23 protein-coding genes and 2 pseudogenes are annotated in these 26,687 nt (G+C 70.3%); 16 read left to right on the top strand and 9 right to left on the bottom strand.

Annotation, left to right across the window (positions count from 1 at the left end; all coding sequences use genetic code 11):
- Positions 1 to 3: 3 nt before the first annotated feature.
- Both ACZ5DS_RS15430 and ACZ5DS_RS15425 read right to left on the bottom strand, forming a co-directional pair.
- Entirely contained in the window at positions 4 to 1,251 is a 1,248-nt protein-coding gene (locus tag ACZ5DS_RS15430) for a polyamine ABC transporter substrate-binding protein (protein ID WP_468237987.1), read from the bottom strand.
- 53 nt (positions 1,252 to 1,304) lie between these two features.
- Positions 1,305 to 2,840 (bottom strand): gamma-aminobutyraldehyde dehydrogenase, encoded by a 1,536-nt coding sequence (locus ACZ5DS_RS15425; RefSeq protein WP_468237984.1) that lies wholly within the window; start codon positions 2,838 to 2,840, stop codon positions 1,305 to 1,307.
- A 177-nt stretch (positions 2,841 to 3,017) separates the two neighbouring features.
- Between ACZ5DS_RS15425 and ACZ5DS_RS15420 the strand changes: the two genes are divergently transcribed.
- A complete protein-coding gene (locus ACZ5DS_RS15420; protein ID WP_468237981.1) occupies positions 3,018 to 3,635 on the top strand; it encodes an NADAR family protein in 618 nt (205 codons plus the stop codon).
- Here the strand turns inward: ACZ5DS_RS15420 and ACZ5DS_RS15415 are convergent.
- Complete coding sequence (locus ACZ5DS_RS15415; protein ID WP_468237979.1) at positions 3,623 to 4,897, bottom strand: DUF4190 domain-containing protein; 1,275 nt, start codon at positions 4,895 to 4,897, stop codon at positions 3,623 to 3,625. The two genes, ACZ5DS_RS15420 and ACZ5DS_RS15415, sit on opposite strands and share 13 nt — an antisense overlap.
- A gap of 100 nt (positions 4,898 to 4,997) precedes the next feature.
- Between ACZ5DS_RS15415 and ACZ5DS_RS15410 the strand changes: the two are divergent.
- Both ACZ5DS_RS15410 and ACZ5DS_RS15405 read left to right on the top strand, forming a co-directional pair.
- Positions 4,998 to 6,127, top strand: a pseudogene (locus tag ACZ5DS_RS15410) (adenosine deaminase).
- Between the two features lie 28 nt (positions 6,128 to 6,155).
- Positions 6,156 to 6,842 carry a glycerophosphodiester phosphodiesterase gene (locus ACZ5DS_RS15405; RefSeq protein WP_468237977.1) on the top strand — a complete coding sequence of 229 codons (687 nt, stop codon included), beginning with the start codon at positions 6,156 to 6,158 and terminating at the stop codon, positions 6,840 to 6,842.
- A gap of 12 nt (positions 6,843 to 6,854) precedes the next feature.
- Here the strand turns inward: ACZ5DS_RS15405 and ACZ5DS_RS15400 are convergent, their stop codons facing one another.
- Positions 6,855 to 7,451 carry an NADPH-dependent F420 reductase gene (locus ACZ5DS_RS15400; protein ID WP_468237975.1) on the bottom strand — a complete coding sequence of 199 codons (597 nt, stop codon included), beginning with the start codon at positions 7,449 to 7,451 and terminating at the stop codon, positions 6,855 to 6,857.
- 77 nt (positions 7,452 to 7,528) lie between these two features.
- Here ACZ5DS_RS15400 and ACZ5DS_RS15395 point away from each other — a divergent pair, with 77 nt between their 5' ends.
- On the top strand, positions 7,529 to 7,888 hold the full coding sequence (locus ACZ5DS_RS15395) for a winged helix-turn-helix transcriptional regulator (protein WP_468237972.1): 360 nt from the start codon (positions 7,529 to 7,531) through the stop codon (positions 7,886 to 7,888).
- 145 nt (positions 7,889 to 8,033) lie between these two features.
- On the opposite strand, the pseudogene ACZ5DS_RS15390 reads toward ACZ5DS_RS15395, so the two are convergent.
- Together ACZ5DS_RS15390 and ACZ5DS_RS15385 are read right to left on the bottom strand one after the other, a co-directional pair.
- Positions 8,034 to 9,030: pseudogene (locus tag ACZ5DS_RS15390) on the bottom strand (RNA polymerase sigma factor); the annotation flags it as partial.
- 113 nt (positions 9,031 to 9,143) lie between these two features.
- Positions 9,144 to 10,811 (bottom strand): PQQ-binding-like beta-propeller repeat protein, encoded by a 1,668-nt coding sequence (locus ACZ5DS_RS15385; protein ID WP_468237970.1) that lies wholly within the window; start codon positions 10,809 to 10,811, stop codon positions 9,144 to 9,146.
- A gap of 315 nt (positions 10,812 to 11,126) precedes the next feature.
- Between ACZ5DS_RS15385 and ACZ5DS_RS15380 the strand changes: the two genes are divergently transcribed.
- Entirely contained in the window at positions 11,127 to 11,555 is a 429-nt protein-coding gene (locus ACZ5DS_RS15380; RefSeq protein WP_468237967.1) for a hypothetical protein, read from the top strand.
- Positions 11,556 to 11,675: 120 nt separating this feature from the next.
- Here the strand turns inward: ACZ5DS_RS15380 and ACZ5DS_RS15375 are convergent, their stop codons facing one another.
- Positions 11,676 to 12,182 carry a hypothetical protein gene (locus tag ACZ5DS_RS15375; RefSeq protein WP_468237964.1) on the bottom strand — a complete coding sequence of 169 codons (507 nt, stop codon included), beginning with the start codon at positions 12,180 to 12,182 and terminating at the stop codon, positions 11,676 to 11,678.
- A 169-nt stretch (positions 12,183 to 12,351) separates the two neighbouring features.
- Between ACZ5DS_RS15375 and ACZ5DS_RS15370 the strand changes: the two genes are divergently transcribed.
- From ACZ5DS_RS15370 to ACZ5DS_RS15345, 6 genes are all read left to right on the top strand, one after another.
- Complete coding sequence (locus tag ACZ5DS_RS15370; protein ID WP_468237961.1) at positions 12,352 to 13,596, top strand: LmeA family phospholipid-binding protein; 1,245 nt, start codon at positions 12,352 to 12,354, stop codon at positions 13,594 to 13,596.
- A 123-nt stretch (positions 13,597 to 13,719) separates the two neighbouring features.
- On the top strand, positions 13,720 to 14,193 hold the full coding sequence (locus ACZ5DS_RS15365; RefSeq protein ID WP_468237958.1) for an exo-beta-N-acetylmuramidase NamZ domain-containing protein: 474 nt from the start codon (positions 13,720 to 13,722) through the stop codon (positions 14,191 to 14,193).
- A gap of 26 nt (positions 14,194 to 14,219) precedes the next feature.
- Complete coding sequence (locus ACZ5DS_RS15360; protein ID WP_468237956.1) at positions 14,220 to 15,212, top strand: GNAT family N-acetyltransferase; 993 nt, start codon at positions 14,220 to 14,222, stop codon at positions 15,210 to 15,212.
- Complete coding sequence (locus ACZ5DS_RS15355) at positions 15,209 to 16,540, top strand: ABC transporter substrate-binding protein (protein WP_468237954.1); 1,332 nt, start codon at positions 15,209 to 15,211, stop codon at positions 16,538 to 16,540. The genes ACZ5DS_RS15360 and ACZ5DS_RS15355 overlap by 4 nt, the downstream gene beginning before the upstream one ends.
- Positions 16,534 to 17,496, top strand: coding sequence for a carbohydrate ABC transporter permease (locus ACZ5DS_RS15350; RefSeq protein WP_468237952.1), 963 nt, complete (start codon positions 16,534 to 16,536; stop codon positions 17,494 to 17,496). Before ACZ5DS_RS15355 ends, ACZ5DS_RS15350 begins: the two co-directional genes overlap by 7 nt.
- On the top strand, positions 17,493 to 18,362 hold the full coding sequence (locus ACZ5DS_RS15345) for a carbohydrate ABC transporter permease (protein WP_468237949.1): 870 nt from the start codon (positions 17,493 to 17,495) through the stop codon (positions 18,360 to 18,362). Before ACZ5DS_RS15350 ends, ACZ5DS_RS15345 begins: the two co-directional genes overlap by 4 nt.
- 4 nt (positions 18,363 to 18,366) lie before the next feature.
- Here the strand turns inward: ACZ5DS_RS15345 and ACZ5DS_RS15340 are convergent, their stop codons facing one another.
- Together ACZ5DS_RS15340 and ACZ5DS_RS15335 are read right to left on the bottom strand one after the other, a co-directional pair.
- The gene (locus ACZ5DS_RS15340; protein WP_468237946.1) at positions 18,367 to 19,560 is read right to left on the bottom strand and encodes an extracellular solute-binding protein; all 1,194 of its coding nucleotides are present in this window, start codon (positions 19,558 to 19,560) and stop codon (positions 18,367 to 18,369) included.
- Positions 19,561 to 19,755: 195 nt separating this feature from the next.
- The gene (locus tag ACZ5DS_RS15335) at positions 19,756 to 21,195 is read right to left on the bottom strand and encodes a gamma-aminobutyraldehyde dehydrogenase (RefSeq protein WP_468237943.1); all 1,440 of its coding nucleotides are present in this window, start codon (positions 21,193 to 21,195) and stop codon (positions 19,756 to 19,758) included.
- Between the two features lie 206 nt (positions 21,196 to 21,401).
- On the opposite strand from ACZ5DS_RS15335, the gene ACZ5DS_RS15330 reads away from it, so the two are divergent.
- The 5 genes from ACZ5DS_RS15330 to ACZ5DS_RS15310 all read left to right on the top strand — a co-directional run bounded on the left by ACZ5DS_RS15330 (position 21,402) and on the right by ACZ5DS_RS15310 (position 26,629).
- Positions 21,402 to 21,923, top strand: coding sequence for an Lrp/AsnC family transcriptional regulator (locus ACZ5DS_RS15330; RefSeq protein WP_468237940.1), 522 nt, complete (start codon positions 21,402 to 21,404; stop codon positions 21,921 to 21,923).
- A 2-nt stretch (positions 21,924 to 21,925) separates the two neighbouring features.
- A complete protein-coding gene (locus tag ACZ5DS_RS15325) occupies positions 21,926 to 23,290 on the top strand; it encodes an aspartate aminotransferase family protein (protein WP_468237938.1) in 1,365 nt (454 codons plus the stop codon).
- 207 nt (positions 23,291 to 23,497) lie between these two features.
- Positions 23,498 to 24,238 (top strand): ABC transporter ATP-binding protein, encoded by a 741-nt coding sequence (locus tag ACZ5DS_RS15320; protein ID WP_468237935.1) that lies wholly within the window; start codon positions 23,498 to 23,500, stop codon positions 24,236 to 24,238.
- Entirely contained in the window at positions 24,220 to 25,644 is a 1,425-nt protein-coding gene (locus tag ACZ5DS_RS15315) for a hypothetical protein (protein ID WP_468237931.1), read from the top strand. Before ACZ5DS_RS15320 ends, ACZ5DS_RS15315 begins: the two co-directional genes overlap by 19 nt.
- Positions 25,645 to 25,942: 298 nt before the next feature.
- The gene (locus ACZ5DS_RS15310) at positions 25,943 to 26,629 is read left to right on the top strand and encodes an LAETG motif-containing sortase-dependent surface protein (protein ID WP_468237929.1); all 687 of its coding nucleotides are present in this window, start codon (positions 25,943 to 25,945) and stop codon (positions 26,627 to 26,629) included.
- Positions 26,630 to 26,687: the final 58 nt, after the last annotated feature.

The raw sequence follows: 26,687 nt of genomic DNA, 5'->3' as shown, positions 1-26,687 counted from the left end.
TCGTCACGCCCCTGTGAGCTTCGCGAACTTCTCTTCGTAGGCCGTCTCTTCCTTCTGGCTCAGGGAGCGGAAGGCGTGGGACTTCGCCTGCATGGTCTTGTCGGGAACGATCAGCGGGTTGTCCGCCGCTTCCTTGTCGATCTTCGCAAGGTAGGGCTTCACACCGTCGACCGGAGTCACGTAGTTGATGTAGGCGGCGAGCGCGGCGGCCTGTTCCGGCTCGTAGTAGAAGTCGATCAGCCGCTCGGCGTTCGTCTTGTGGCGCGCCCTGTTGGGGATGCACATGTTGTCGGTCGACGTCATGTAGCCGCTGTCGGGGATGATGAAGTCCACGTCCGGGCTGTCCGCCTTGAGCTGGACCACGTCTCCGGCCCAGGCGATGCAGGCCGCGAAGTCGCCCTTGGTGAGGTCGGACGTGTAGTCGTTGCCGGTGAAGCGGCGGATCTGGCCCTTGTCGACGGCCTTCTGGAGCCGGGCGATCACCGCGTCGAAGTCGTCGTCGGTGAAGTTCGCCGGGTCCTTGCCCATGTCGAGCAGGGTCATGCCGATGCTGTCGCGCATCTCCGACAGGAAGCCGACGCGCCCCTTCAGCTTGGGGTTGTCGAGCAGGTCGGAGACCGACTTCACCTCGATGCCGTCGAGCGCCTTCTTGTTGTAGGCGATGACGGTCGAGATGCCCTGCCAGGGGTACGAGTACGCGCGCCCCGGGTCCCAGTCCGGGTTGCGGAACTGGGGCGACAGGTTGCTGTAGGCGTGCGGCAGGTTGGACGGGTCCAGTTTCTGGACCCACCCGAGGCGGATCAGCCGGGCGGCCAGCCAGTCGGTGAGGACGATGATGTCGCGGCCGGTGTCCTGGCCCGCGGCGAGCTGCGGCTTGATCTTGCCGAAGAACTCGTTGTTGTCGTTGATGTCCTCGGTGTACTTGACCGCGATGCCGGTCCGCTTCTGGAAGGCGTCGAGCGTCGGGTGGTGCTTCTTGCTGTCGTCGACGTCGATGTACTCCGTCCAGTTGGAGAAGTTCACGACCTTCTCCGCGGCCGAGTGGTCCTGGGCGGACGTGCCGCCATGCGTCTTGCCCGCCGCGGGGATCCCGCAGGCGCTCAGCGCCCCGAGTCCGCCGACCGCGAGCGCCCCGCTCGCGGAGGCGCGCAGCAATGACCGGCGGGTCAGCGCCGCACGGCCGTTGCGCAGGCTGCGCCGCATGGCGGCCGCTTGGGCCGGGGTCAGGCGGTCGGGCTCGTACTGCTCCATGCGCGTGGTGCCCTTTCGGGAGGGGTCGGCCTGGTCACTGGCCTGGTCGGTCTCTAGCGGTCCCCGAAGATGGTGCGGTGCCAGTCCTTCCTGGCCACCGCGGTGTTGTCGAACATTACGTGCTTGACCTGCGTGTACTCCTCGAACGAGTACGCCGACATGTCCTTGCCGAAGCCGGAGGCCTTGTACCCGCCGTGCGGCATCTCGCTGATGATCGGGATGTGGTCGTTGATCCAGACGCAGCCCGCCTTGATCTCGCGAGTGGCGCGGCCCGCCCGGTAGACATTGCTGCTCCAGGCGGAGGCGGCGAGGCCGTACGGGGTGTCGTTGGCCAGCCGAATGCCCTCATCATCACCATCGAACGGCAGTACGACCAGCACCGGACCGAAGATCTCGGACTGGACGATCTCGCTGTCCTGCGCCGCGTCGGCGATCAGCGTCGGCCGATAGTAGGCGCCGTCCGCGAGGTCGCCCTGGGGAGCCTCGCCGCCGGTCACCACGCGCGCGTAGGCACGCGCCCGGTCCACGAAGCCGGCGACCCGGTCGCGCTGGACGTGCGAGATGAGCGGGCCGAGGTCGGTGCCCGCGGCGAACGGATCCCCGAGCCGCACGGTCTCCATCAGCGCGGCCGTCCGCTCCACGAAGGCCTCGTACAGCGGTCGCTGCACGCACGCGCGCGTGGCGGCCGTGCAGTCCTGCCCGGTGTTGATGAGCGCACCGGCGACCGCGCCGTTGACGGCCGCGTCCAGGTCGGCGTCGTCGAAGACGACGAAGGGCGCCTTGCCGCCCAGCTCCAGGTGGAGCCGCTTGACGGTGGCGGTGGCGATCTCGGCGACCCGCTTGCCGACGGCGGTGGACCCGGTGAAGGAGGTCATGGCCACGTCCGGGTGCCCGACCAGGTGCTCGCCTGCCTCCTTCCCCGCCCCCGTGACGATGTTGATGACACCGTCCGGGATGCCCGCGTCCGTGGCGGCCTGGGCGAACATCAGGGAGGTCAGTGGGGTCAGCTCGGCGGGCTTGAGCACGATGGTGTTGCCCGCGGCGATCGCCGGGAGGATCTTCCAGGCGGCCATCTGGAGGGGGTAGTTCCAGGGGGCGATGGACCCGACGACACCGATGGGCTCCCGCCGGACGTACGACGTGTGGTCGCCCGAGTACTCACCGGCGGACTGCCCCTGCAGATGCCGGGCCGCGCCCGCGAAGAAGGCCGTGTTGTCGATCGTCCCAGGTACGTCGAACTCGCGGGTCAGCTTGAGCGGCTTGCCGCACTGCAGGGACTCGGCGTGCGCGAAGTCCTCGGCGCGGTCGGCGAGCACGGCGGCGAAGCGGTGCAGGGCGTCGGAGCGCTCACCCGGGGTGGTGGCGGACCAGCCCGGGAAGGCCGCGCGCGCGGCGGCTACGGCCGCGTCGACGTCGTCGGTGCCGGCCAGCTCATAGGTGTACACCTCCTCGCCGGTGGCCGGGTCGACCACGGCGTGCGTACGGCCCGAGGTGCCCTTCGTCAGGCGGCCCGCGATGAATTGCGCGCCGTCCGCGAAGTGCTCCTGTGCGGGAAATCGTTCCGGGGTGGCGGTGCCCGGGTTGTGCATGTCGCTCTCCTCCGCCGTTCGCCCCGTCCCGGGGTGGGTGGCGTAGCTCCAGCTCGATTTGAGTGCCGATCCTGACAGAGCACTAGGACTCCAACAAGTGATTCCGTTGTTGCCTTTTGGTTACGCGACGGAATCTGTCGACCAGGTGTCGAGTCGGCGCGGAAAAGGGCGGACGGAATGTCAGTGGTGCGTGCCAGACTCGCGTGCATGGGGAAGATCGACGGGCTGGAAGCCCTGATCAGGGAAGTTCGGGCTGGGTCCCGCATCAAGTATCTGCATTTCTGGGGGCACCGGCCGCGGGCAGACGGCCGGATCGGCGCGAGCTGTCTGAGCCAGTGGTGGCCGTCACCTTTCGTGGTCGACGGTGTGGCATACGCGACGGCCGAGCACTGGATGATGGCCGGCAAGGCCCGGCTGTTCGGGGACGCGCAGGCGGAGCGCCGGGTGCTGGCGGCGGAGCATCCCGCCGAGGCGAAGAAGGCGGGGCGGCTGGTCCGCGACTTCGACGAGGCGGCCTGGGAGCGTGAGCGCTTCCGGATCGTGGTCGAGGGCAGCGTGCACAAGTTCGCGGCCGACGACGCCCTCCGGGAGTTCCTGCTGGGCACCGGTGACCGGATCCTGGTGGAAGCGAGCCCCGTGGACCGCGTCTGGGGCATAGGCCTCGCCGCGAGCGACGAGGCCGCCTCGGACCCCGAGCGCTGGAGAGGACCCAACCTGCTGGGCTTCGCGCTGATGGAGGCGCGGGAGAGGTTGGCGGCTGCGGGGGTCTCGCGGGGTGCGGGTCAGCCCTTGTAGAACGCGATGGCGAAGGCGAACAGTCCGAGCACCAGCACGACGCCCGCGGCGCCGCAGATGATCCCCGCCAGGGCCACGCCCGGGTTGGTGGCCTCGCCTCGGCGGGCCTTGCCCCGGCCCAGGGCACCGAGGATCACGGCCAGGATGCCCATCACCAGAGCCAGCGGCCAGGCGCAGAAGCCGACCGTCGCGAGGATGCCCAGCACCAGCGAGGCCGTGCCCATGCCGTTGTTCGGCTGCGGCTGCAGACCACCCGGCCAGCCGTAACCGCCGGTCGCGGGATAGGCGGGGATGCCGGGCCCGCCGTAGCCCGGCTGCGGCTGCTGGGCCGGGTAGGCGTACGCGGCCGACGCGGCCGGGTAGCCGTACGGCGCCTGTCCGGGGCCGTCGGGGGATATGGGCGGCGGGGGGACCGGGACCGTTTCCTGGGGGTGGGCCGGGGGTGCCATGGGCGGGGCGTAGGGGCTGACGGGGGCGGTGGAGGCCGGGGCAGCGTACGCAGACGCGGGAGCTCCGGCCGGGGACCCGGCGGCGGGCGGGGCGAACGGGTTCGCCGGGGGCACGGGGGCCGGGGGCGCGAACGGGTTCGCGGGGGCGCCGGCCGACGGTGTGGAAGCCGGAGGCACGGAGGTCGGGGGCGCGAACGGGTTGACCGGAGCGCCGGTCGACAGCTCGGAGTTCGGGGGTATGGAGGCCTGAGGCGCGGAGGTCGGTGGCGCGAACGGGTTGACCGGAGCGCCGGTCGACGGTGCAGCGGCGTGGGGCGACGAGGTCGGAGGCGCGAACGGGTTCGCCGGGGTGTCCCCCGCGGGGCCGGAGGTCGGTGGGGCGAAGGGTTCGGCGGGCTTGGCCCACGCCGGGGGCACCGCGTCGGCAGGCTTGGCCCACGCCGGGGGCACCGCATCGGCGGGCTCGTCCGTGGTGGGGAGGGACGTGACCGTCTGCTGGTCGTGGACGGAAGGGTGCGGTGCCGGGGCTGCGGACGCGCCGGAGAAGACCGTGTCACCGGGGCCCTGTCGGCTCGCGGGTGATGCCCACGGGTCGGCGCTCTCGGGCTGCGCGGTTCCCTGCCCCGGCTCGTCCTGCGGCGCCTGCTCCACCGGTCGGTGCTCGACAGCCCCGTCGTCCGACGGCTCGGACGCGGCCCGCTCCCCTGTCCCCTTGTTCTCCCCGCTCCCCTTGTCCAGGGAGAGCCGAGGTGACGCGGGCCGGTCCCCGGTGTCGTGCTCCGGCGGCAGCGGCTGTGGCACCTCGTCGGACATGGCTCGGGACCCCCCTGTGATCGATGTCCTGTCATGCTACGGCGAGGCGCGGGCCGTCTGAGGCGGGGGCCTACGATGAGCCCGAGTCACCGATCAGCCGATCACCCGCGCCCGGACCACGGACCTCGTCCTCCGGGCGCCGTTCCCGGGGAGGAACCCTTGACCGACCGCAGCTCCATAACCGCCGAAGGCGCGCCCGAGCGCGATCTGCACGCCTTCATCGCCGGACTGCCCAAGGCCGAACTGCACGTCCACCACGTCGGCTCCGCCTCCCCGCGCATCGTCTCGGAACTGGCCGCCCGCCACCCCGACTCCAAGGTCCCCACCGACCCCGAGGCGCTGGTCGACTACTTCACGTTCACGGACTTCGCGCACTTCATCGACGTGTACCTGTCCGTCGTGGACCTGATCCGCACCCCGGAGGACGTCCGGCTGCTGACCTACGAGGTGGCCCGCGACCTGGCCCGGCAGCAGGTGCGGTACGCCGAGCTGACGATCACGCCCTTCTCGTCCACCCGTCGCGGTATCGACGAGCGCGCCTTCATGGACGCGATCGAGGACGCCCGCAAGGCGGCCGAGGCCGAGTTCGGGACCGTACTGCGCTGGTGCTTCGACATCCCCGGCGAGGCCGGACTCCAGGCCGCCGAGGAGACCACCCGCCTCGCCACCGACGACCGGGTCCGCCCGGAGGGCCTGGTGTCGTTCGGGCTCGGCGGGCCCGAGATCGGCGTGCCCCGGCCGCAGTTCAAGCCGTACTTCGACCAGGCCATCGCCGCGGGCCTGCGCTCCGTCCCGCACGCCGGGGAGACGACCGGCCCGGAGACGGTGTGGGACGCGCTGAACGAGCTGCGCGCCGAGCGGATCGGGCACGGCACCAGCTCCGCGCAGGACCCCAGGCTGCTCGCCCATCTCGCCGAGCACCGCATCGCGCTGGAGGTCTGCCCGACCTCCAACATCGCCACCCGCGCGGTCCGCACCCTGGACGAGCACCCGATCAAGGAGTTCACCAAGGCCGGCGTGCTGGTGACGATCAACTCCGACGACCCGCCGATGTTCGGCACCGACCTCAACACCGAGTACGCGGTGGCCGCCCGCCTCCTCGACCTGGACGAGCGGGGCCTGGCCGCCCTGGCCAAGAACGCCGTCGAGGCGTCCTTCCTGGACACGGCGGGCAAGGCGCGGATCGCGGCGGAGATCGACACCTACACCGCGACCTGGCTCGCCCCCTGATCCCTGGGCCGTGGTCACAATGGGGGCCATGCAGACCGTGACCGCCGTGGCCCACCGCGGCGCCCCCTACCGCTTCCGCGAGAACACCCTCGACTCCCTGCGTTCCGCGCTCGACCTGGGCGCGGACGCGGTCGAGGTCGACGTACGCCTCACCCGCGACGGTGTCCCCGTGCTGCTGCACGACGCGACGCTGGAGCGGCTGTGGGAGCACGACCGGCCGCTGCACTCCCTGTCGGCGGACGAGGTGCGCGGGCTCACGGCGGGCGGGGTGCCGACGCTGGCGGAGGCGCTGGCCGCGACCGACGACAGCCGGGTGATGCTGGACCTGTGCGGCCGGGTCGGCCTGAGGACCGTGCAGCAGGTCATGGACGTGGTGCGGCAGTACGGGGCCCGGGACCGTGTGTACTACTGCGCGCACGCCGAGGCCATGCTCGCCGTACGCGCCGCCGATCCGTCCGCCGAGATCGCCCTGACCTGGACGACCCTGGCGCCGCCCCGGCCGGCGCTGCTGTCCGCGGTGCGCCCCCGCTGGCTCAACTACCGCTTCTCCCTGGTCGACCACGAGCTGGCGGTCCGCGTCCACCACGACGGGTACCTGCTGTCCGTCTGGACCCCGGACACCCGCCGCTCCATGCGCCGCCTCCTCGACCTGGGCGTCGACTCGATCACCACGAACCGGGTCGACGCCCTCCACGCCCTGCGCAACGGCGGCTAGGTCCTTTCTTTTCTATGCGCCCGCGAACTCCAACGGCGGAGCGATCGCCTGGGCGTCCGCTCCCTCTCCCACCCACAGCCGGATCAGCAGTGCGGCCGTGGCCTCCAGGAGGCCGGCGCGGTCCAGTCCGCCGGCGTGCTGCGGTTCGCAGCCGAGGTCGTGCACGAGCCGTCGTACGACCGTGAGCGCGTCCTCGTCGTCCCCGCACAGCGGGACGGCGAGGGGGCGGCCGGCGAAGACCGGCGGGGTCAGCCGCCAGACGCTCTCGTGGCAGAGGTTGAAGGCCTTGACCACATGGGCGCCGGGGGCCGCGGCGGCGATCCGCTCGGCGGCCGCGGGGCCACCGGCCGTGCGGAGGCCGAAGTCGGGGCCCACCGGATTGGTGCAGTCGATCAGCACCCGCCCGTGCAGCACGCCCGCGAGCCCGGCGACCACCTCCACGACCGCCGGGTACGGCAGGGCCAGCAGCACCGCGTCGGTCCCGTGCTCCGCCGCAGCCCGCACATCTCCCTGTGACCGGCTGCCGGCGAGCACGTCATGTCCGGCCCGCTCCCATCGAGTCCCGAGCGCGTTCCCCATGCCACCCGTGCCGAGTATTCCGATACGCACAACTGCCACCCCGTTCAGGCCGGTTGGATTCGCCTACGGCCACGACAGTAGGAAGCGGCTCGGGCACCATTCGGTATGTGACCGACGACCAGGCCTTCCTCGCCGACTGCCGCGCCCGGCTAGCCTTCGACCTGCTCGCCAACACCTGGAACTCCGTGGTGCTGTGGGCCCTCAAGGACGGCCCCCGGCGCCCGGGCGCGCTGCGCGAGAGCATCGGCGGGATCCGTCAGAAGGTGCTGACCGAGACGCTGCGGCGGCTGGAGTTCAACGGGTTGGTTCAGCGGCGGGCGTACGGCGGTGCGCCGCCCCGGGTGGAGTACGAGTTGACGGACCTGGGACGGACGCTGCTCGCCCCCATCGACGCCTTCGGTGCGTGGGCCTTCGCACACGGGGACGAGGTCATGGCCGCACAGGAGCGCTACACGCGCGAGCGCTGAGCCACCGTGGCCGGGTCGGCGGGGGTGGTGTGGGTGACGTACTGCGGGACGGGGGCCGAGTCCCTGCCGTCGTCGCGGACCAGGCCGTGGCGGAGGGCGCCCTGCGCGGGGCCGGTGGTGACGTCCTCGTGCACCGCCTGCCAGGTGGACGGGAAGAGGGGGGAAGGGGATGGGGAGAGCGGGGCGGTCGTGCGGGCCGCCTGGGCGTCGGTGCCGTGCATGCGGGCGGTGCGTCGGGGGTGCGTCCGACGACGTAGGCGCCGCCGGCGACGAGCGTCGCGCCCGCCGTCACGGCCACGGCGGGCTTGGTCGGAACGCCCAGCACCTTCGCGGACCAGCCGGCGGTGGTGGCCGCTGCGGCCGTCTTGCCGCCGAACGCCGGCGACAGGGTGAACCCGGCGGGCACGGGCACGAGGGCGATTCCGGCGATGAGCCGCTCGGCCGGTACGACGGGCTCGCGGGCGTCACCGCAGGAGCGGCAGCCGCCCCGGATGTGCCGGGCCAGCCGTTTGCGCCACACCGAGTGCCGGCCGTGCCAGCGGGCGGTCAGGGCGCGCAGTTCGGGGCAGGACCCGGCGAGGGCCCGCACGATGCCTCGGGAGGTCTCCAGGCGTCCCTTCATCCGCTGGGCGCGGACGGCGGCGTGCTGCCTGCTGATGCCGACGGCCACGGCCAGTTCCCGCCGGGTCAGTTCGCCGGCCACCTCCAGCCACCACAGCGACAGCAGCTGCCGGTCGTCGGGGTTCAACCAGCGCACGGCCTGGGCGACCTCGCGCCGCTGCCCTCCAACTGGAGCCGCGGGACTGAGAGTTCGGAGAAGTCACCGGTCTCTTGCGGCGAACCTCGGCCGGCCGCCGGTCCTTCCCGCGGCGCGCCCGGTCGGGTATCTGGCGCATGACGATGGCCATCAGCCAGGACCGGAAGCTGTCCGGGGCGCGGAGCGTGCCGAGGTTGTCGACGGCGCGGAGCGTGGTCTCCTGGACGACGTCGTCGACATCGGCGTGGCCGTTCAGGGCGCGGCCGACGACGTTGTAGAGCATCGGCAGCCAGCCCTGGAGCAGTTCCTCCAGCGCCCGCCGGTCGCCGGCCTGCGCGGCGGCGACGGTGGCGGACCACTCCCTGCCGCCCACGTCCGTCCTCATGCCCGCACCTGCTCAGCGCGGGCCGCCCTGCGTGCAATGCCCTGGATCACAGTGAGGAGACGCGCCCGGCGGTGGCCGGATAACGGTTTTTTGACCGCTCTCCCGTCGCCTCCCTACCGGGCGACCGCGGTCACGGCCACCGGCAGCGATCGATGCGTGGTGTTCTTCCCGTCGGTGACGGCGATCGTGTAGCGGTGGCGGGAGCCAGGGGTGACTGAATCCGTGTACGTCATCCCCGGCAGGTCCCAGTCGGTGGACCGCTTCTTCGGCGAGGCCACGCGGACGCCGTCGCGGTAGATCTGGTACGTCAGCTGCGCGTTGTCCCGGTCCCAGGTGGCCTGCCAGGTGAGCGTGATCTTGCCGGCGCTCGGGCTCTGGGCCGTCAGCCGGGGCGTCCCCATGGGGGCGCTGTCCTTCGGGCCGGCCGCGAAGCGCGTCAAGCTCTGCTGGGGTTTGTCGTTGACCGTGGTGAATTCGCCGCCCGCCCAGAGGATCCCCTTGGCCATCACCAGCGCGCGGGGGCCGATTCCCTCACCGATCCCGTCGTCCGTGTCGGGGAACCAGTGCAGAATGCGCCGGTCGTTGACCGATTGGGCCAGGAAATGCCGACGGCGTCCATCGGGGAATCCGCCCGGCGTAACGCCGCAGAAGTGGGCGTGGGATGCGCTGTAGAGAACACCCTTGTGCACGACGACGGCCTGAGTGGCGCCCTGGCACATGTCTTTCCATACCATCTTGCCGTCGGACAGACTACCGGCGATGCGACCGTCGAAGATACCCGTTCCCCTGCCCTCCGCGGCCAGATAGAAGTTGGTGTCGTCCCTTGCCAGCGACTTCACCGACGATCTTTCCGGAAGCCAGTCCGGATACGAGGTCACGGTCGAACCGGTCGAGGGATCCAAGGCCACCAGGGCCTGCTGCTTCTCGCCGTTGACCCGGTGGAATTCACCCCCGACGATGACCTTGCCGCGTTTCGGAACTGCCATGATGGCGTGGACCGGCTCATCGATGTCCGCTGTGAACGGCAGCAGTGAGCCGCTGGGGGTGAACGCGGCGATGCGCTTCCTTTCCTTGCTGTCGACGAGTGTGAAGTCGCCGCCCAGGTACACCGTGGTGTCGGTCGTGTCGATGGCGCGGACCGTCGCCGACACCGCAGGGTGGAAGTCCCTGCGCAGCGAGCAGTCGGCCGTGTTGAGCGCGACCGCGCTGGCCACGCCGGTCTTGTCGACCTTGCCGAACGATCCGCCGACGTACAGGACCTTTCCGTCACGCGACGCCTTCAGGGCCCGTACGGTCCCTTCGGCCTCCGAGAAGGAGTGGGCGCAGGGCAGCAGTTTGCCGGTCACGGCGTCGAACGCGGCGAAATTCTTCCGCGCGACTTCCTTCTGACCGGTTTTCGCGCCCGGCGGGCGGACGCGGTCGAAGGTGCCGCCGACGTACACGACACCGCGTGCGTACGCGACCGACCAGACGATGCCATTGGTCTGCCAGGTCGTCAGAGGGGCAGCGGTCAGGGTCTTTTCGCCGCGCGACGGCGAGCCGTGTGCGGCCGCGAGCGGAACGGCAGCGAGAAAGACCACGGTGGAGGCCGTGGCGACAAGCCTTGTCGTGTTTGTCCTCAGACGCATGGAACATCCCGGGGTGGAAGTGCGACAGGGGCGGTCAGTGAGCGAGCGGTTGACGAAAGCGCCGCAAACGATACTGAATACACACATTCCCAAGATAGTTCCCCGGCCGGGACCGACCACCGTGTCACCCGCCGGCAGCATGCCGGGAAGCACCCGGGGGAACCTCAGTCATTTTATCGGACCGGCTTGACCTTTCCGGTCGTTTTATAGGCCTCGAATGGTCTAGGAAATGGAGTCGTAAAGCGCGCCGCCGCCGCACCGTGGAAATGTTGAGGGCACCCAAACACGGACAGACGTCCAGCACTCGAACTCTCGACGGAATAGGCACGAGAGTCCGCGAGGGCGAGATCAGGCGCCCGAGGTCTGGGACCCAAGCAACCAGGAGGAATGCTCGTCATGCGAGTGACTACCCGATCGAAGACACAGTCGCGAAGGCCGAGATGGGGAGCGCGGCTCGCCTGTGCCGGCGTGGCCACGGCCGTGGCCCTCGGCATCGCCGCCAGCCCCGCATCGGCCGCGGCGGTGCCGCCCCTCCCCGTGGACGACAATCCGGCCAAGATCTGCCCGGACAACACGCCGGCACTCAGTGTGGATCCCGCGGACGGCAACGTTCAGGCGTTCGACATCAGCATCCCTGGCGACGGAAGTGGCCACATCACCATCACCTTCAGCAACCAGGCCACTGCGGTCGCGTTCAACATCACCCAACCGAACACCATCGCCGTCAGCCAGGTCACGGTCAAGGGCGGCCCCAACGCCAACCGCTACATCTACAACGCCGCCAACGGCTTCCCCAACGGCATCGACCTGGACTCAGACCTCGTCTCCCCGCTCGTCCCTGGCGGCCTCCCCACGGTCAGCCACGCCGACTTCTGTTTCATCCCCTCCAAGTACTGACAGCGGCGCGGGCCGATCGCGCAGGACCGGCCCGACGGGGGAAAGCCGTGACGACGTTCGCGCATGCACGACCGCCATGGGGCCCGGAGATCCGGGCCCCATGGCGGTCGCAGGCGGGTTTCACGAAACGGGACCACCCAGCGCCTCCAGCCGCTTGATCCTCTTGCGTACGACATACAGCGGGACGATGCCGAACACACCGAACGACATGTCGACAAGGCTCCACCCGAAGGGGATGCCCCGGACCGGTCCGCAGGCGAGCGCGAGCGGGATGATCCCGGCGCAGGCGATCATCCCGAACTCGACCACCCAGATGTTGCGGACCGGGTCCCGGTAGGGCCCGTAGAAGGCGACCGCGATGACGAGATGCGCGAAGGCCAGCCAGTCGGTGCCGTACAGCACGAAGGGGTACTTGGCGTCGACGGTGTCGAGTCCTTCCCGCACCCGCGTGATCCACGCCATGAGTCCGGGCAGGTGCTCGGGCACGGACAGCGCCCGCAACGCACCCTCGGTCCAGCGGAGTTCGTGGACCAGCGGGAAGGCGGTGGTACCGCTCAGCACGAGGCACACGACGAAGAAGACCAGCCAGGCGCGAATGCCCTTGAGCAGGGCGGCTCTGTCGCTCATGACAGGAGCGTACGCCAACATTTGAACGCGTTCAAAACGAGTTCGGACGCCGCGTCGGCCAGAGCGGCAGGTCCTGCGGGGCTGAGTACCGGCCGTGAAGTGACCGATTTCTCGCCTAACTTCAGGTCGGACTTGCGAAATGGGTGTGACTATATGATCAAATCTACCGATGCGTACCCCCCACATACAGACGCATCACCCTGCCCAGTCGGACGGGCCTTCCACCGCAGGGGTTCCGCCCCGCCGTAATCCGTACGACGAACTGGCCTCGCTGGCAGACCATCCGCTGGACGAATTCCTCACCGAGGACAGCACGCCGGCCCCGCGGGACGATGACACCGACGAGCCCTGGGCCCCGCCCAACCACAGGCGGGGCAGCCGCCGTCGTAACCGCGCCACCGGCCTGCCCACCGTGGTCAAAGTCCTCGCCTGGGCACTCACGCTGGCCTGCCTCGTCACCCTCGCCGACCGCTGGGCGCTGCTCTACGCCGAACACAAGGCCTCCGAACGGCTCAAGGACGAGCTGCATCTCGCCGCCGCTCCCGAGGTACGGATCGGCGGCTTTCCCTTCCTCACGCAGCTGGCCACGCGGCGCCTGGACTCGGTCCGGGTCACCGTCCCCGACATCCCGGCCCACCGGGTCACCTTGACCCAGGTCACCGCCACCGCGGACGACATACGCATCGACGGCGACGGGCCCACCACGGTGCGCGGAGCGCTCGTTCAGCAGGTGCACGGTCGGGTCCTGCTGTCCTTCGCCGACATGAACCGCGAACTCGGCGCCTCGCAAGTGGCTTTCACCGCCCATGGCCCCGGCCGCGTCCGGGCCCACGGCGCGCTGCACCTCGCGGGTCACGACCTGCGGGTACGGGCCGACGCCCGCATCCGGCGCGACGGGGAGCGCGGCATCGCCACCTCCGTGGACGGCATGCGGCTCGACATCGGCGACCTCGCCACGTACCGGCCCGGCACCGGGCCTGCCGAGGGCCTCCATCTGACCCGCGCCTCAGCGCGCCGGTTCACCCGGGAGGCGGAGAAGATCAAGGCCATGCTGGCCGTGCCGGAGATCGTGCACCGTCTGGGCGTCCCCGACAGCGCGGTGCGGGCCGCGCTCCACGACGAGGACAGACTCCATCAACTCACCGGCGCGCCGCGCTTCCTGCACGACCTGACCCGCATCAACCTCGTGGACGCAGCCCTCGCCCACCCGAGGCTCCTCGAGCGACTCGGCCTCGACCTGTCCCTGCTCACCGCACTGACCAAGCTCACCCGCCCCCAGATCGCCGACCGCTTCTCCTTCGCCTTCCAGCTCCCGAAACCACCTGCGGGCGCCCTGCGCCTGCAGCGCGTGACGGTGGACAAGGACGGCATCCGCGCCGACGTGTCGGGGACAGGACTGCTGCTGGGCCGATGAATGCGGTGGGGTGAGCTTGACCGCCCTCAGAGGTCTTCCGGCGTTCCTCGCGCAAAATTCCCGGACATCCAAGTAAATTTCCGCCCACCGCTTGGAGATGTCACCGGCAGACGGGGGCGCAGGATGAGCACGGACGACGGCGTCGCCGTGACGACCGGGACGACACCTACCGGTGCAGCGGCGAGCGCCTCGACGAACTGCTGCTCGACAGCGGCGTCGACGCCCTTGGTGTACGACCTGCAGGACATCGGGGCGCGGTTCTACACCTACGTGTGGACGATGTTCGACCTGATGGTCTCGGCGGCCCGTACGGACGTACGGTTCGTGGTCGCCGACCGGCCGAATCCCCTCGGTGGACTCGTCAGCGAGGGCCCGCTGCTCGACCCGGAGCGGGCCAGTTTCGTCGGGCGCGTCCCGATACCCGTCCGGTACGGCCTCACGTGCGGCGAACTGGCCCGGCGGCTCAACGCCGCGCGCGTGCCCCAAGTAGCGGGCGTTGCCGCCGACTTGACGGTGATCGACGCCGACGGCCGGCGGCGCGCCATGGACGCGGAGGCCAATCGGCCTGCCAGGGCCGGCGACGACGTGCTGCTCTAACCCTGAGACGAAGGACAACCCCGTCGATGACCGATCAGACCGATCGCACGACGACATCCCGGGCCGGGATCCGTGGCTTTCGCGCGGGCGACGGACCGCAGGTGGTGCAGGCGTGGCGCCGGAGTGCGCCGGCCGACCCCATCACCCCGGACCGCTTCCGCTCCCTGGTGCTGCTCGACGCCAACTTCGATCCGGAGGGGCTTCGGGTCGCCGTCGACGGCAACCGTGTCGTCGGCGCCGCCTACGCGGTGCGCCGTCTGACCCCGATGTACGGCACCGACCTGGAGCCGGAGCAGGGCTGGATCCCGTTCTTCTTCGTCGACCCGGCCGCCCGCGGGCGCGGCCTCGGCCGTCGGCTGCTGACCGAGGCCCTCGACTGGCTGCACGGCCACGGCCGCACCCGGGTGGACTTCTCCGCATACACCCCGAACTACGTCCTGCCCGGCCTGGACGCCGAGGCGTACCCGGAAGCGGCAGGACTCCTCGAGTCCCTGGGCTTTCGCACGCTGTACGAGGCAGCGGCGATGGACCGCGCTCTGGTCGGCTATCGCTTCCCGGAGGATGCCGCGTACCGCTTGGACGAGTTGACGGCACAGGGCTACCGGTTCGCCACCCCGTCCGACGACGACCTGGTGGACCTGGTCGCGCTCGCCGGGAACTGCTTCAACCCGGACTGGGCGCGCGCGATCCGGGAGTGTCTGGCCGCGGGCACGCCGCTCGACCGGATCGTCGTCGCCCGAGACCCTTCGGGCCGGCTGGTCGGCTGGGCGATGCACGGCGCGTACGAGTCGGTGGACGAGCGGTTCGGCCCGTTCGGTGTGCTGGAGGAGATGCGCGGCACCGGACTCGGCAAGGTCCTGCTCCACCTGGTACTGGAGCGGATGCGGGCCCGCGGTGCGCACTCCGCGTGGTTCCTGTGGACCGGCGAGCAGTCCCCGGCGGGCCACCTGTACCGCAAGGCCGGTTTCACCACGACCCGGCTGTTCGGCGTGATGCGCCGGGAGGCCGCTGCCGGATGACGCCGTCACGACGCACCGGCGGCGGCCTGAGCCGCCGTCACTTCGCCCTCGCGCTCCCCTCGGCGCTGCTCGCCTCCGGATGCGCCGGGCCGCACCAGGGCACCGGGCGGCCCGGGGATCCGATCGTCCTCACCCTGCTCTCCCACTACGCGAGCGGGGAGCTCAAGGAGGCCCTGCAGGGCCCGGTCGACGCGTGGAACGCCACGCACGACCGGGTCAAGGTGCAAACGAAGGCTGTCGAGTTCACGGACCTGCTGACCACGTTCATGGTCCGGCAGGCCGCGGGCCAAGGCGCCGACATCCTCCACCCGTACTGCCTGTGGAACGGCCAGCTCGTCCGGGCCGGCGTCCTGCGGCCCGCTCCGCCGGAGCACGCCGAGGAGATCAGGCGCGGCTACGGCGAGGCCGCGGTCGGCGCCGCGTCGGTGGGCGGCACGGTCTACGGCTACCCCACCGAGGTGCAGACGTACGCCCTCTACTACAACAAACGGCTGCTGCACGAGGCCGGCATCGACGGCCCTCCGCGCACCTGGCGGGAGCTGGAGGAGACGGCCTACCGCACCGCCAAGCGGGACCCGTACGGCAACACACTGGTCCAGGGCTTCGGGCTGTCGGCCTACGACGACTCCACCACCGTCGGCCAGACCCTCGCCCTGCTCAACGCCGCCGGCGGACGGTTCGTCTCCGCGGACGGCAGGAGCACCGCCATCGACTCGCCGGCCGGCCGGGCCGTGTTCGATCTGGAGCACCGTCTCGTCGCCAGAGGCGCGAGCGCCCCCGGCGTCAACGTCTACAAGGCGTTCCCGTCCGGGCAGGTGGCCATGGTGGTCAGCGCCGGCTGGTGGACCGGGAGCCTGAAACCCCTGATGGGCAAGGACTACCGCGATGTCGGCGTCGCACCCGTGCCCGTCCCCGAGGCGGACGACAGGCGCGCCACGCTCTCCACGGGCTTCATGCTGGGGGTCAACACCGCGAGCAGGCACCCGCGCGAGGCCTGGGAGTTCCTGCGCTGGCTGAACACCGAGAAGGTGAGCGTGAAGGGCGCGACAGCGACCCGGATGAGCTCCCTGCAGGTGTCGGTCGGCTCCCTGACCGGCCGCGCCGACGACATGCGGACGCTTGTGGGCAAGGGCGGCGATCCCAACCTGCGCCCGTTCCTGGATGCCCTGGCGTACGCCGTACCGGAGCCGAACGTGCCGGGCGCCCAGCAGGCCAAGTCGCTGCTGCGCAAGAACATCGAGGCGCTGTGGACCGGTCAGCAGTCGGTCGACGAGGCACTGCGCACCATCCGCCGTCAGGTCGATCAGGAGGTGGCGCGCTCATGGTGAACACGCTGACTCCGGAGCCGACCGATCGGGCGGCGCACAGCCCGCTCCCCGCCAGGCCTGCCGTCGACGGCCGCGACCGGACCCGGCGTCGCCAGACCGTCGTCGCCTACCTCTTCCTGGCACCGACGCTGCTGTTCTACTCGGTCTTCCTGTTCCTGCCGCTCGGCTTCGCGCTGCTGCTGTCGATGTCCCGCTGGGCCGGGTTCAGGCTCGGCGACATCGATCCGGTCGGCCTGGACAACTTCACCGGCCTCTTCGCGGACGGATCGACGTTCCTGGCGCCGATCCTCACCAACACGCTGCTGTTCGCCCTGGGCACCGTGGCCCTCGCGCTCGCCGGCTCCGTGCTCGTCGCCACCTGCATCGACAAGCTGCGGTTCCAGGGGCTGTGGCGCACCCTGTACTTCCTGCCGATCGTCACGACCGTCGTCGCCGTCGGCAACGTATGGAAGTACATGTACGAGCCGGGCGGCCTCGTCAACGGCGTCCTCAACGCCCTCGGTCTCGGCTCGGTGGCATTCCTCCAGGACCCGGACACCGCGCTGCCCGCGGTCGTGGTCGTCCAGGCCTGGGCGTCGGTCGGCTCGGCGATCCTCGTCCTGACCGCGGGCCTGAAGTCCATTCCCCACTCCTACTACGAGGCCGCCGCGCTCGACGGCGCCGGGCCCGTCACCGTCTTCCGGAGGATCACGCTGCCGCTGCTGCGGCCGTCCCTGCTGTTCGTGTGCATCACCCAGTTCCTCACCGGCCTGCAGTCGTTCGCGCTGATCATCGTGATGACCAAGGGCGGGCCGGGTGACGCGACCAATGTGGCCGCGCTGGAGATGTACCGGCAGGCCTTCAGTTACGGCGACTGGGGCACGGCGAGCGCCGCCGCCTTCGTACTGTTCGTGGTGGTCCTCGTGGTCACCCTGGTGCAGTTGTGGACCTTCCGGCGCAAAGGGGAGGACGCATGACCCGCCGCCGATTCCCGTGGCTGTCGTATCTGCTGGTCGTCACCGGCGCCGTGCTGACGGTGGTGCCGTTCCTCGACATGGTGATGACGTCCTTCAAGGGGCCCGGCGAGGCCGGCACGCTGCCGTACCGGTTCCTGCCCGAGGCGTTCGACCTGTCCAACTACCGGGCGGCGATCGACCAGCTGGATCTGCCGCTGCTCTTCCGCAACAGCGTCATCGCCACCGGCGTGATCACCGGATCGGTGCTGCTCACGTCGTCACTGGCCGGCTACGCGCTCGCCAAACTCCGCTTCCCCGGCCGGGACTTCGTCTTCCGCCTGGTGCTGTCGACGATGATGTTCCCTCCGTTCCTCTTCTTCGTCCCGCGCTTCCTGATCCTGGTGCACTGGCCGCTGGCGGGCGGCAACGACCTGTTCGGGCGCGGCGGCGCGGGCCTGACCGTCAGCATCGTGGCGCTCGCGATGCCGTTCCTAGTCAACGGCTTCGGGATCTTCCTGATGCGCCAGTTCATGGTCTCGATCCCGGACGAGGTCCTCGAGGCGGCGCGCATCGACGGGGCCGGCGAGTTCACCGTGTGGTGGCGGATCGTCGTGCCGCAGACCAAGCCGGTCATGGTCACGCTCAGCCTGCTGACCTTCGTCGACGCCTGGAACGAGTACATCTGGGCGCTGCTCGTCTCGACCGCCGACCCGGACGTGATGACCCTGCCCGTCGGCATCCAGCTCCTGCAGGACTACGTCGACCCGACCCGCACGATGCCCATCGTCATGGCCGGCCTCGTCCTGAGCATCCTGCCGGTCCTGCTCCTCTTCCTGCTGCTGCAGAAGTACTACATCCGCGGCGTCATGCTCAGCGGCCTCAAGTAGGCCTCTACAGCCCCACGATCCTGTTCCACCGCTTCGCGAACTCCACCCGCTCCGTGGACGTGATGTCCCGGGCGATCCTCAGCCGTTCGCGCATCGTGTCGTCGGGGAAGATCAGGGGATTGCCGGCCAGGGCGGCCGTCTCCTCGTCCTTGGACGCGGCCAGGACCTCCTTGGCCGCCGGGACCGGGCAGACGTAGTTGACCCAGGTGGCGAGCTTCGCCGCGACCTCGGGGTCGTAGTAGTAGTCGATCAGGCGCTCGGCGTTGGCCTTGTGGCGGGCCCGGTTGGGGATCATCAGGGAGTCCGACCACAGCTCGGCGCCCTCCTCGGGGACGACGAAGCGGATGTCGGGGTTGTCCGCCTGCAGCTGGATGACGTCGCCGGAGTACGCCTGGCAGGCGAGAACATCGCCGCTGACCAGGTCCTTGGTGTAGTCGTTGCCGGTGAAGCGGCGGATCTGGCCCCGGTGGACCTCGCGCTCGACCTGGTCGCAGACCTGGTGGAAGTCGTCCGCGGTCCACTTCGTGATGTCGACGCCGTTGCCCTGCATCAGCAGGGCGAACGCCTCGTCCAGGCCGGAGAGCAGGGTCACGCGGCCCTTGAGGTCCTTCGCCCACAGGTCGGACACCCGGCCTATCTCGCGGCCGAGCTTCTTGCGGTTGTACGCGATCCCGGTGATGCCCGACTGGTACGGCACCGTGTAGCGGCGGCCCGGGTCGAAGGCCGGGGAGCGCAGGAGAGGGTCCAGGTACTGCGCCACGTTCGGCTGCTCAGCGCGGTCCATCTTCTGGACCCAGCCGAGCCGCACGAACCGCGCGCACATCCAGTCGCTGATGACGATCAGGTCGCGGCCGGTCGACTGGTGGTTCATCAGCGCGGGGCTGATCTTGCCGAAGAACTCGTCGTTGTCGTTGATCTCCTCGACGTAGTCGACGGAGATGCCCGTGCGCTTCTCGAAGGCCTCGAGGGTGGGCCGCTTGTTCGGGTTGTCGTCATCGGTGTCGATGTACAGCGGCCAGTTCGCCCAGGTCAGCTTCTTGTCGGCGGCGGACTCGTCGGTCACGGCACGGTCGCCGGGCTCGACGTAGGCGGCGGGCACCCCGCAGCCGGCCAGTCCGCCGAGCGCGGCGGTGCCACCGAGGGCGCGCAGCAGGGAACGGCGGGAGACGGGACGCGGAAGCGAGGATGTCTGGGGCACCACGGCAGGATGCCGTGCCGCCCCGCGCACGGACAATCGACGCTGCGTCGAGCCCACCGGACGGTACCCGACACCTTGTCGATCAGCGCCGTATACACAGCCGTACGACAAAGCCGTACGACACAACACGCGGCCCCGGACGGGGAGGTGAACCCGTCCGGGGCCGCGCAGACAAGCCCTGAGGCTCTTGGACTCCTACGAGTCCAGCGACGTCATCACGTGCTTGATCCGCGTGTAGTCCTCGAACCCGTACGCCGACAGGTCCTTGCCGTAGCCGGACTTCTTGAAGCCGCCGTGGGGCATCTCGGCGACCAGCGGGATGTGGGTGTTGATCCACACACAGCCGAAGTCGAGCTTCTTGGACATGCGCATCGCGCGGCCGTGGTCCTTGGTCCACACCGAGGAGGCGAGGGCGTACTCGACGCCGTTGGCCCACGCGACGGCCTCGTCCTCGTCACGGAAGGACTGGACGGTGATGACCGGGCCGAAGACCTCCTTCTGGATGATCTCGTCGTCCTGCTTGACGCCGGAGACCACGGTCGGCGCGAAGAAGTAGCCCTTGTCGCCGACGCGCTTGCCGCCGGCCTCCACGCGCGCGTGCGCGGGCAGCCGCTCGATGAAGCCCTCGACCTGCTTGAGCTGGTTGGGGTTGTTCAGCGGGCCGAAGAGGACGTCCTCGTCGTCCGGCTGGCCGGTCTTGGTGTCCTGGGCCGCCTTCGCCAGCGCGGCCACGAACTCGTCGTGGATCGACTCGTGGACCAGGACACGACAGGCGGCCGTACAGTCCTGACCGGCGTTGAAGAAGCCCGCCACGGAGATGTCCTCGACGGCCTTGGCGATGTCGGTGTCCTCGAAGACGACGACCGGCGCCTTGCCGCCCAGCTCAAGGTGGACCCGCTTGACGTCCTTGGCGGCGGACTCGGCGACGGACATACCCGCGCGGACCGAGCCGGTGATCGACGCCATCGCCGGCACCGAGTGCTCGACCATCAGCCGACCCGTCTCACGGTCGCCGCAGATGACGTTGAAGACGCCCTTGGGCAGGACCGAGCCGATGATGTCGGCGATCAGGACCGTGGAGGCGGGGGTCGTGTCCGACGGCTTCAGGACGACCGTGTTGCCCGCCGCGATCGCCGGGGCGAACTTCCACACGGCCATCATCATCGGGTAGTTCCAGGGCGCCACCTGGGCGCAGACGCCGACCGGCTCACGGCGGATGATCGAGGTCATCCCGTCCATGTACTCGCCGGCGCTGCGCCCCTCCAGCAGGCGGGCCGCGCCCGCGAAGAAGCGGATCTGGTCGATCATCGGCGGGATCTCCTCGGAGCGGGTCAGCCCGGTGGGCTTGCCCGTGTTCTCCACCTCGGCCGCGATCAGCTCCTCGGCGCGCTCCTCGAACGCGTCCGCGATCTTCAGGAGGTACTTCTGCCGCTCGGACGGGGTCGTGTCGCGCCAGGCCGGGAAGGCCGCGGCGGCGGCCGCCATCGCGGCGTCGACGTCCGCCTGTCCGGACAGCGGAGCGGTGGCGTACGCCTCGCCCGTCGCGGGGTTGACCACCTCGGTGGTCCGTCCGTCGGCGGCGTCCCGGAACTCACCGTCGATGTAGTTGCGCAGACGACGCAGCTCGGTGCTCACTGCCGGCCTCCTGATCTGGTTCGAGGGTTCGAGCTGTACAGCGTGGCCGGCCTCTCCGGCTGTCCAATCGCTGAGACACCCCAACCCTAGTCGTCGCGTCCACGTTTTCAACACCCCCACTGGCACCAGTTCTGCGAAATCCGCAAGTCTCGGTCTTGAAAACAACGAATTTCATCGCTGGGGCCTTGCGAAACTGTCGAGACGTCGTGCACAGTGAGGTCGTGGCCAGTCGAAGCGCAGACCAGAGGGACTCGTCCCGCGAGTCCAGGAACGGCGGAAGTCCCCAGTTGGACGCCGTCTCCCTCGCCATCATTCAGCAGCTCCAGGAGGACGGCCGCAGGCCGTACGCCGCGATCGGCAAGGCCGTCGGCCTCTCCGAAGCGGCCGTGCGCCAGCGCGTCCAGAAGCTGCTGGACCAGGGCGTGATGCAGATCGTCGCCGTCACGGACCCGCTCACCGTGGGCTTCCGCCGGCAGGCGATGGTCGGGGTCAACGTCGAGGGCGATGTCGAGTCCATCGCGGAGGCGCTGACGGCCATGTCGGAAGTCGAGTACGTGGTGATGACCGCGGGCTCGTTCGACATCCTCGCCGAGATCGTCTGCGAGGACGACGACCACCTGCTGGACGTCATCAACAAACGCATCCGGGCCCTGCCCGGGGTGCGCTCCACCGAGAGCTTCGTCTACCTGAAGCTGAAGAAGCAGACCTATATGTGGGGAACCCGATAACCGTGACCCAGAAGGACCTCAGCCGCACCGCGTACGACCACCTGTGGATGCACTTCACCCGCATGTCCTCGTACGAGAACTCCCCCGTCCCGACCATCGTCCGGGGCGAGGGCACCTACATCTACGACGACAAGGGCAGGCGCTACCTCGACGGTCTCGCCGGCCTGTTCGTGGTCCAGGCCGGTCACGGCCGCACGGAACTCGCCGAGACCGCCCTCAAGCAGGCCCAGGAGCTCGCCTTCTTCCCGGTGTGGTCGTACGCCCACCCGAAGGCCGTCGAGCTGGCCGAGCGCCTCGCCAACGAGGCCCCGGGCGACCTGAACAAGGTCTTCTTCACCACCGGTGGCGGCGAGGCGGTCGAGACCGCCTGGAAGCTGGCCAAGCAGTACTTCAAGCTGGTCGGCAAGCCCACCAAGCACAAGGTCATCTCCCGCGCGGTCGCCTACCACGGCACCCCGCAGGGCGCCCTGTCCATCACCGGTGTGTCGGCCCTGAAGGCCCCCTTCGAGCCGCTGGTGCCGGGCGCGCACAAGGTGCCGAACACCAACATCTACCGCGCCCCGATCTTCGGCGACGACCCCGAGGCCTTCGGCCGCTGGGCCGCCGACCAGATCGAGCAGCAGATCCTCTTCGAGGGCCCCGACACCGTCGCCGCGGTCTTCCTGGAGCCGGTGCAGAACGCCGGTGGCTGCTTCCCGCCGCCGCCCGGCTACTTCCAGCGCGTGCGCGAGATCTGCGACCAGTACGACGTGCTGCTCGTCTCCGACGAGGTCATCTGCGCCTTCGGCCGCCTCGGCACGACGTTCGCCTGCGACAAGTTCGGCTACGTCCCGGACATGATCACCTGCGCCAAGGGCATGACCTCGGGCTACTCCCCGATCGGCGCCTGCATCGTCTCCGACCGCCTCGCCGAGCCGTTCTACAAGGGCGACAACACCTTCCTGCACGGCTACACCTTCGGTGGTCACCCGGTGTCGGCCGCGGTGGGTCTCGCCAACCTCGACCTGTTCGAGCGCGAGAACCTCAACCAGCACGTGCTGGACAACGAGGGCGCCTTCCTGCAGACCCTGCAGAAGCTGCACGACCTGCCGATCGTCGGCGACGTCCGCGGCAACGGCTTCTTCTACGGCATCGAGCTGGTGAAGGACAAGAACACCAAGGCGTCCTTCAACGAGGAGGAGACCGAGCGCGTCCTGTACGGCTTCCTCTCCAAGGCGCTGTTCGAGAACGGCCTGTACTGCCGTGCCGACGACCGCGGCGACCCGGTCATCCAGCTCGCCCCGCCGCTGATCTCCAACCAGGAGACGTTCGACGAGATCGAGCAGATCCTGCGGGCCACCCTCACGGAGGCGTGGACGAAGCTCTGATCCGTCAGCAGCGACTCGATCATCCGACCGGCTGATCAACCCGGCCCCGGTGCCGTCCGTTCGAGTGGGAACGGCGGCCCGGGGCCGTGTGCTGTCCGGCCTCCCGGTGACGGCTGCCTAGCGTTCGTGTGACCGATCGGCCCAGCCTTCGTTCCCCCGGACGAGGGAACAGGCACGGGAAAACGGATCAGAACGAGGTGTACGCCCATGGAGGCCCCGCCGGACAACGACCTGCTGTGGGCACGCTCCCTGCACTTCAGGCACCACGACGGCTCGCCCGGCCTGGCCGGGGTCTCGCTCGAAGTGCGGGTGGGCGAGATCCTCTCCGTCAACGGCCCGCGCGGCAGCGGCAAGACCACGCTGCTGCGGTGCCTGTCCGGTCTGGTCCTGCCCACGCGCGGCGAGGTCTGGTTCAACAGTGTGCCCCTGCACACGCTGGGGCCGCCGGCCCGAGAGCAGCTGCGCCGCGACCGGTTCGGCTGGATCGACCCGGCCCCCATGCTCGTACCGGAGCTGAACAGCTGGGAGAACGCCGCGCTCCCCCTGATGCTGCGCGGCACCGGCCGCCGCCGGGCCAAGGTGGCCGCACTGGAGTGGCTGGAGCGGCTGGACGTCGGCGACCAGGCCCGCAAGCGCCCGCACCAGCTGCAGCAGGCCGAACGCCAGCGCGTCTGCATCGCCCGCACGCTCGCCACCGCGCCCACCGTCGTCTTCGCGGACGAGCCGACGGCCCCGCTGCACCGCCCCGACCGCACCCAGGTGCTGCGCACCCTCACCTCCGCGGCCCGCTCGCACGGCATCACCGTCGTGCTGGCCACGTACGACCCCCAGACCGCGGCCCTCGCCGACCGCACGGTCTCCCTGCTGGACGGGCGGCGCGTGCGGACCGTGCACCTGCCGGAGATCCCGGAGACGGAAGGCCGGGCCGCGTGCTCGCTCTCCGCCTGACCCGCACGGCCCGGCCCGCCGTCCAGCTGCGCCGCCTGCTGGTGGCCGCCGCCTCGGGCGGCACCGGCTTCCTCCTGCTCGGCGCCCTGGGCTACGCGCTGGGCCACCCCGAGAAACCGGGTGCGGCCGCGCTGCGCCTGGCCTGGTGCGTGGTCCCGCTCGCCGCCACGGTGTACTTCGCGCTCGCGGTGGCCCGCACGGATCCCGGCACCCGACCCCGCCCGGGCCTGTCGGCCGTCGGCCTGGGCCCGGCCCGCCTGATGGCGATCTGCGCCGTGACGACGGCCCTGTCCTGCGCCCTGGGTTCGCTGCTGGCACTGCTGGTCTTCCTGCACCTGCGCGGCGACCTGACGGGCATGCCCTTCTACGGCGCGGCGGCCCAGTTCCTGGCCGCGGACCAGCCCCTCCCGGTGCCGGCGGCCCTGACCCTGCTGGCCCTGGTCCCGGGGTCCGCCTCCGCGACGGTGGCCGTGGCGCTGCGCCCCCGGGACCGGCGCCCGCGGGCCCGGGCCGGCCGCGCGTACGGCCGCTTCGGGGCGTACGGCCTCGCGGCGGCCGGGGAGACCTTCGGGGCGTACGGCAGGTTCGGTGCGCGGTGGCGTGCCGTGAGCCGCGATCCGCACCCGGCGGGCGCCGCGGCCGAAGACGGCGTGCAACCGTCCCGTCAGCCCGCAGGAAGTCGTGCCGCTGGAGCGGCACAAGTGGGCGCGAACGGCAATCCGTCGGCGCCAGGGAGCGCAGCCGACCCCGAGCCCGCCGCCCCGGACGCGGACCGGGCCGACTCCCCCACCACCCTGCCGCCTCCTCGCGAAGCGCCTGCCGGCCTCCCCTGGGGCATCGCCGTCGTCGCCGCGGGCCTCGCCGTACAGGCGTACGCGGGCGGCTCCGCCCCCGGCCGTTCCCTCACCGCCCTGCCCGTCGAGGCCCTCACCGTGCTGATCGGCTGGATCCTCACCGCCGTCGGGCTCGTCCTCGCCTCCCCCGGCCTCACCCACCTGTGCGGGCTCCTCCTGCAGGCCGTCCGTCCGGGCGCCCTCAGGCTGCTGGCCGGCCGGGTGCTCATGGCGGAGTCCACCCGGATCGGCCGCCCCCTCGGCGTGGTCTGCGCGGTGGCGTCCGCCGCCTACGCCCTGACCACCCTGTACGGCGGTCCCGCCCCCACCTTCGGCCCCCTGACCACCCTCGGCGTGCTCGTCGTCGCCTGCTGCACGGTGGCGACCCTGCTGACGGCGGCCGTCGAGGCCCGTCAGTGCCGGTCCGAGACCACCGCCGCCCTGCTGCGCCTCGGCGCTCCCGCCACGGTGCTGCGCCGTGCCGCCGCCGTCCGCTCGGCCGCCCTGCTCGCCGTGTACGCCCCGCTCGCCCTGGTGATCGCCCACCTGGCCGCGCTGCCGCCCGCCCGCTGAGGGCCGTACGAAGAAATCTCCTGGGAAAATTCTCCGGGCCACCTTCACGAATTCGCGGGGCGGTCAACGGAGTCCTGTATCACCCTCGTTGACCGGATCGAGCAGGCTCCCGAGGCATTGAAACGTCTCGGTGGTTAATAAGCAGGCAAAGCCAACGGCGTTGGCAGGCCCACGCATTGACACTCTTATGGAGCGCTTATAAACCTGTGAGCCTCCTGGGGGTGCTGGGGCGTCACCTCATCCTCGTCCCGTCTCCCCCTCAACCCCCCGCAGCACTGCACTCTGTAAAGGACAAACGTTGTCCATAACCCGCCGTAGCGCACGCCGTTCCGTGCGCATCCTGGGTGTTGCCTCCGCCTCCGCCGCGCTGGCCCTCGGTGTCGCCGGCCACGCACTCGCCTGCGACATCAGTGAGTTCTCCGCCGAAGCCCAGTGCGACGGCAACAAGGGCACCATCGTCGTCACCGACAAGGACGGCTCCGGCACCCCGGCCACCATCACCGTGTTCTCGAAGAACCCCGCCGGCATCGAAAAGCAGGTGGGCAAGCCGCAGGAGATCAAGGGCTCCGCCGAGGGCACGACGGTGACCTTCCAGGAGAACTGGAAGCCGACCGTCACCTACCGCATCCACGTCAAGGCCGGCGACCAGGTCGACAAGGACATCAAGCCCGACCTGGTGACCCCGTCCACGGCCTGCAAGAAGGAGGAGTCCCAGACTCCGACGCCGCCGGCCACGCCGTCCCCGTCCAAGTCCACGCCGGCCGAGTCCGCGACCCCGACCCCGTCGGACTCCGAGAGCAGCTCCGCCCCGGCGAGCACCCCGAGCAACGCGCCCTCCCCGGCGGCCGGTGACTCGAACCTCGCCGAGACCGGTGCGAACTCCAACACCGGTCTGATCGCCGGTGTCGCGGGCGCCCTGGTCGTCGTCGGCGGTGGCGCGGTCTACCTCGGCATGCGCCGCCGTGGGACGAACAGCGGCAGCTGACGCCTCTCACTCCGTACACCGCCGCGGCCCGTCCCCGTATCCCCGGGGGACGGGCCGT

Source organism: Streptomyces sp. NPDC031100, assembly GCF_055570785.1.
The sequence above is the reverse complement of the archived record's forward strand: the minus strand, read 5'-3'. Positions and strand labels throughout refer to the sequence as shown.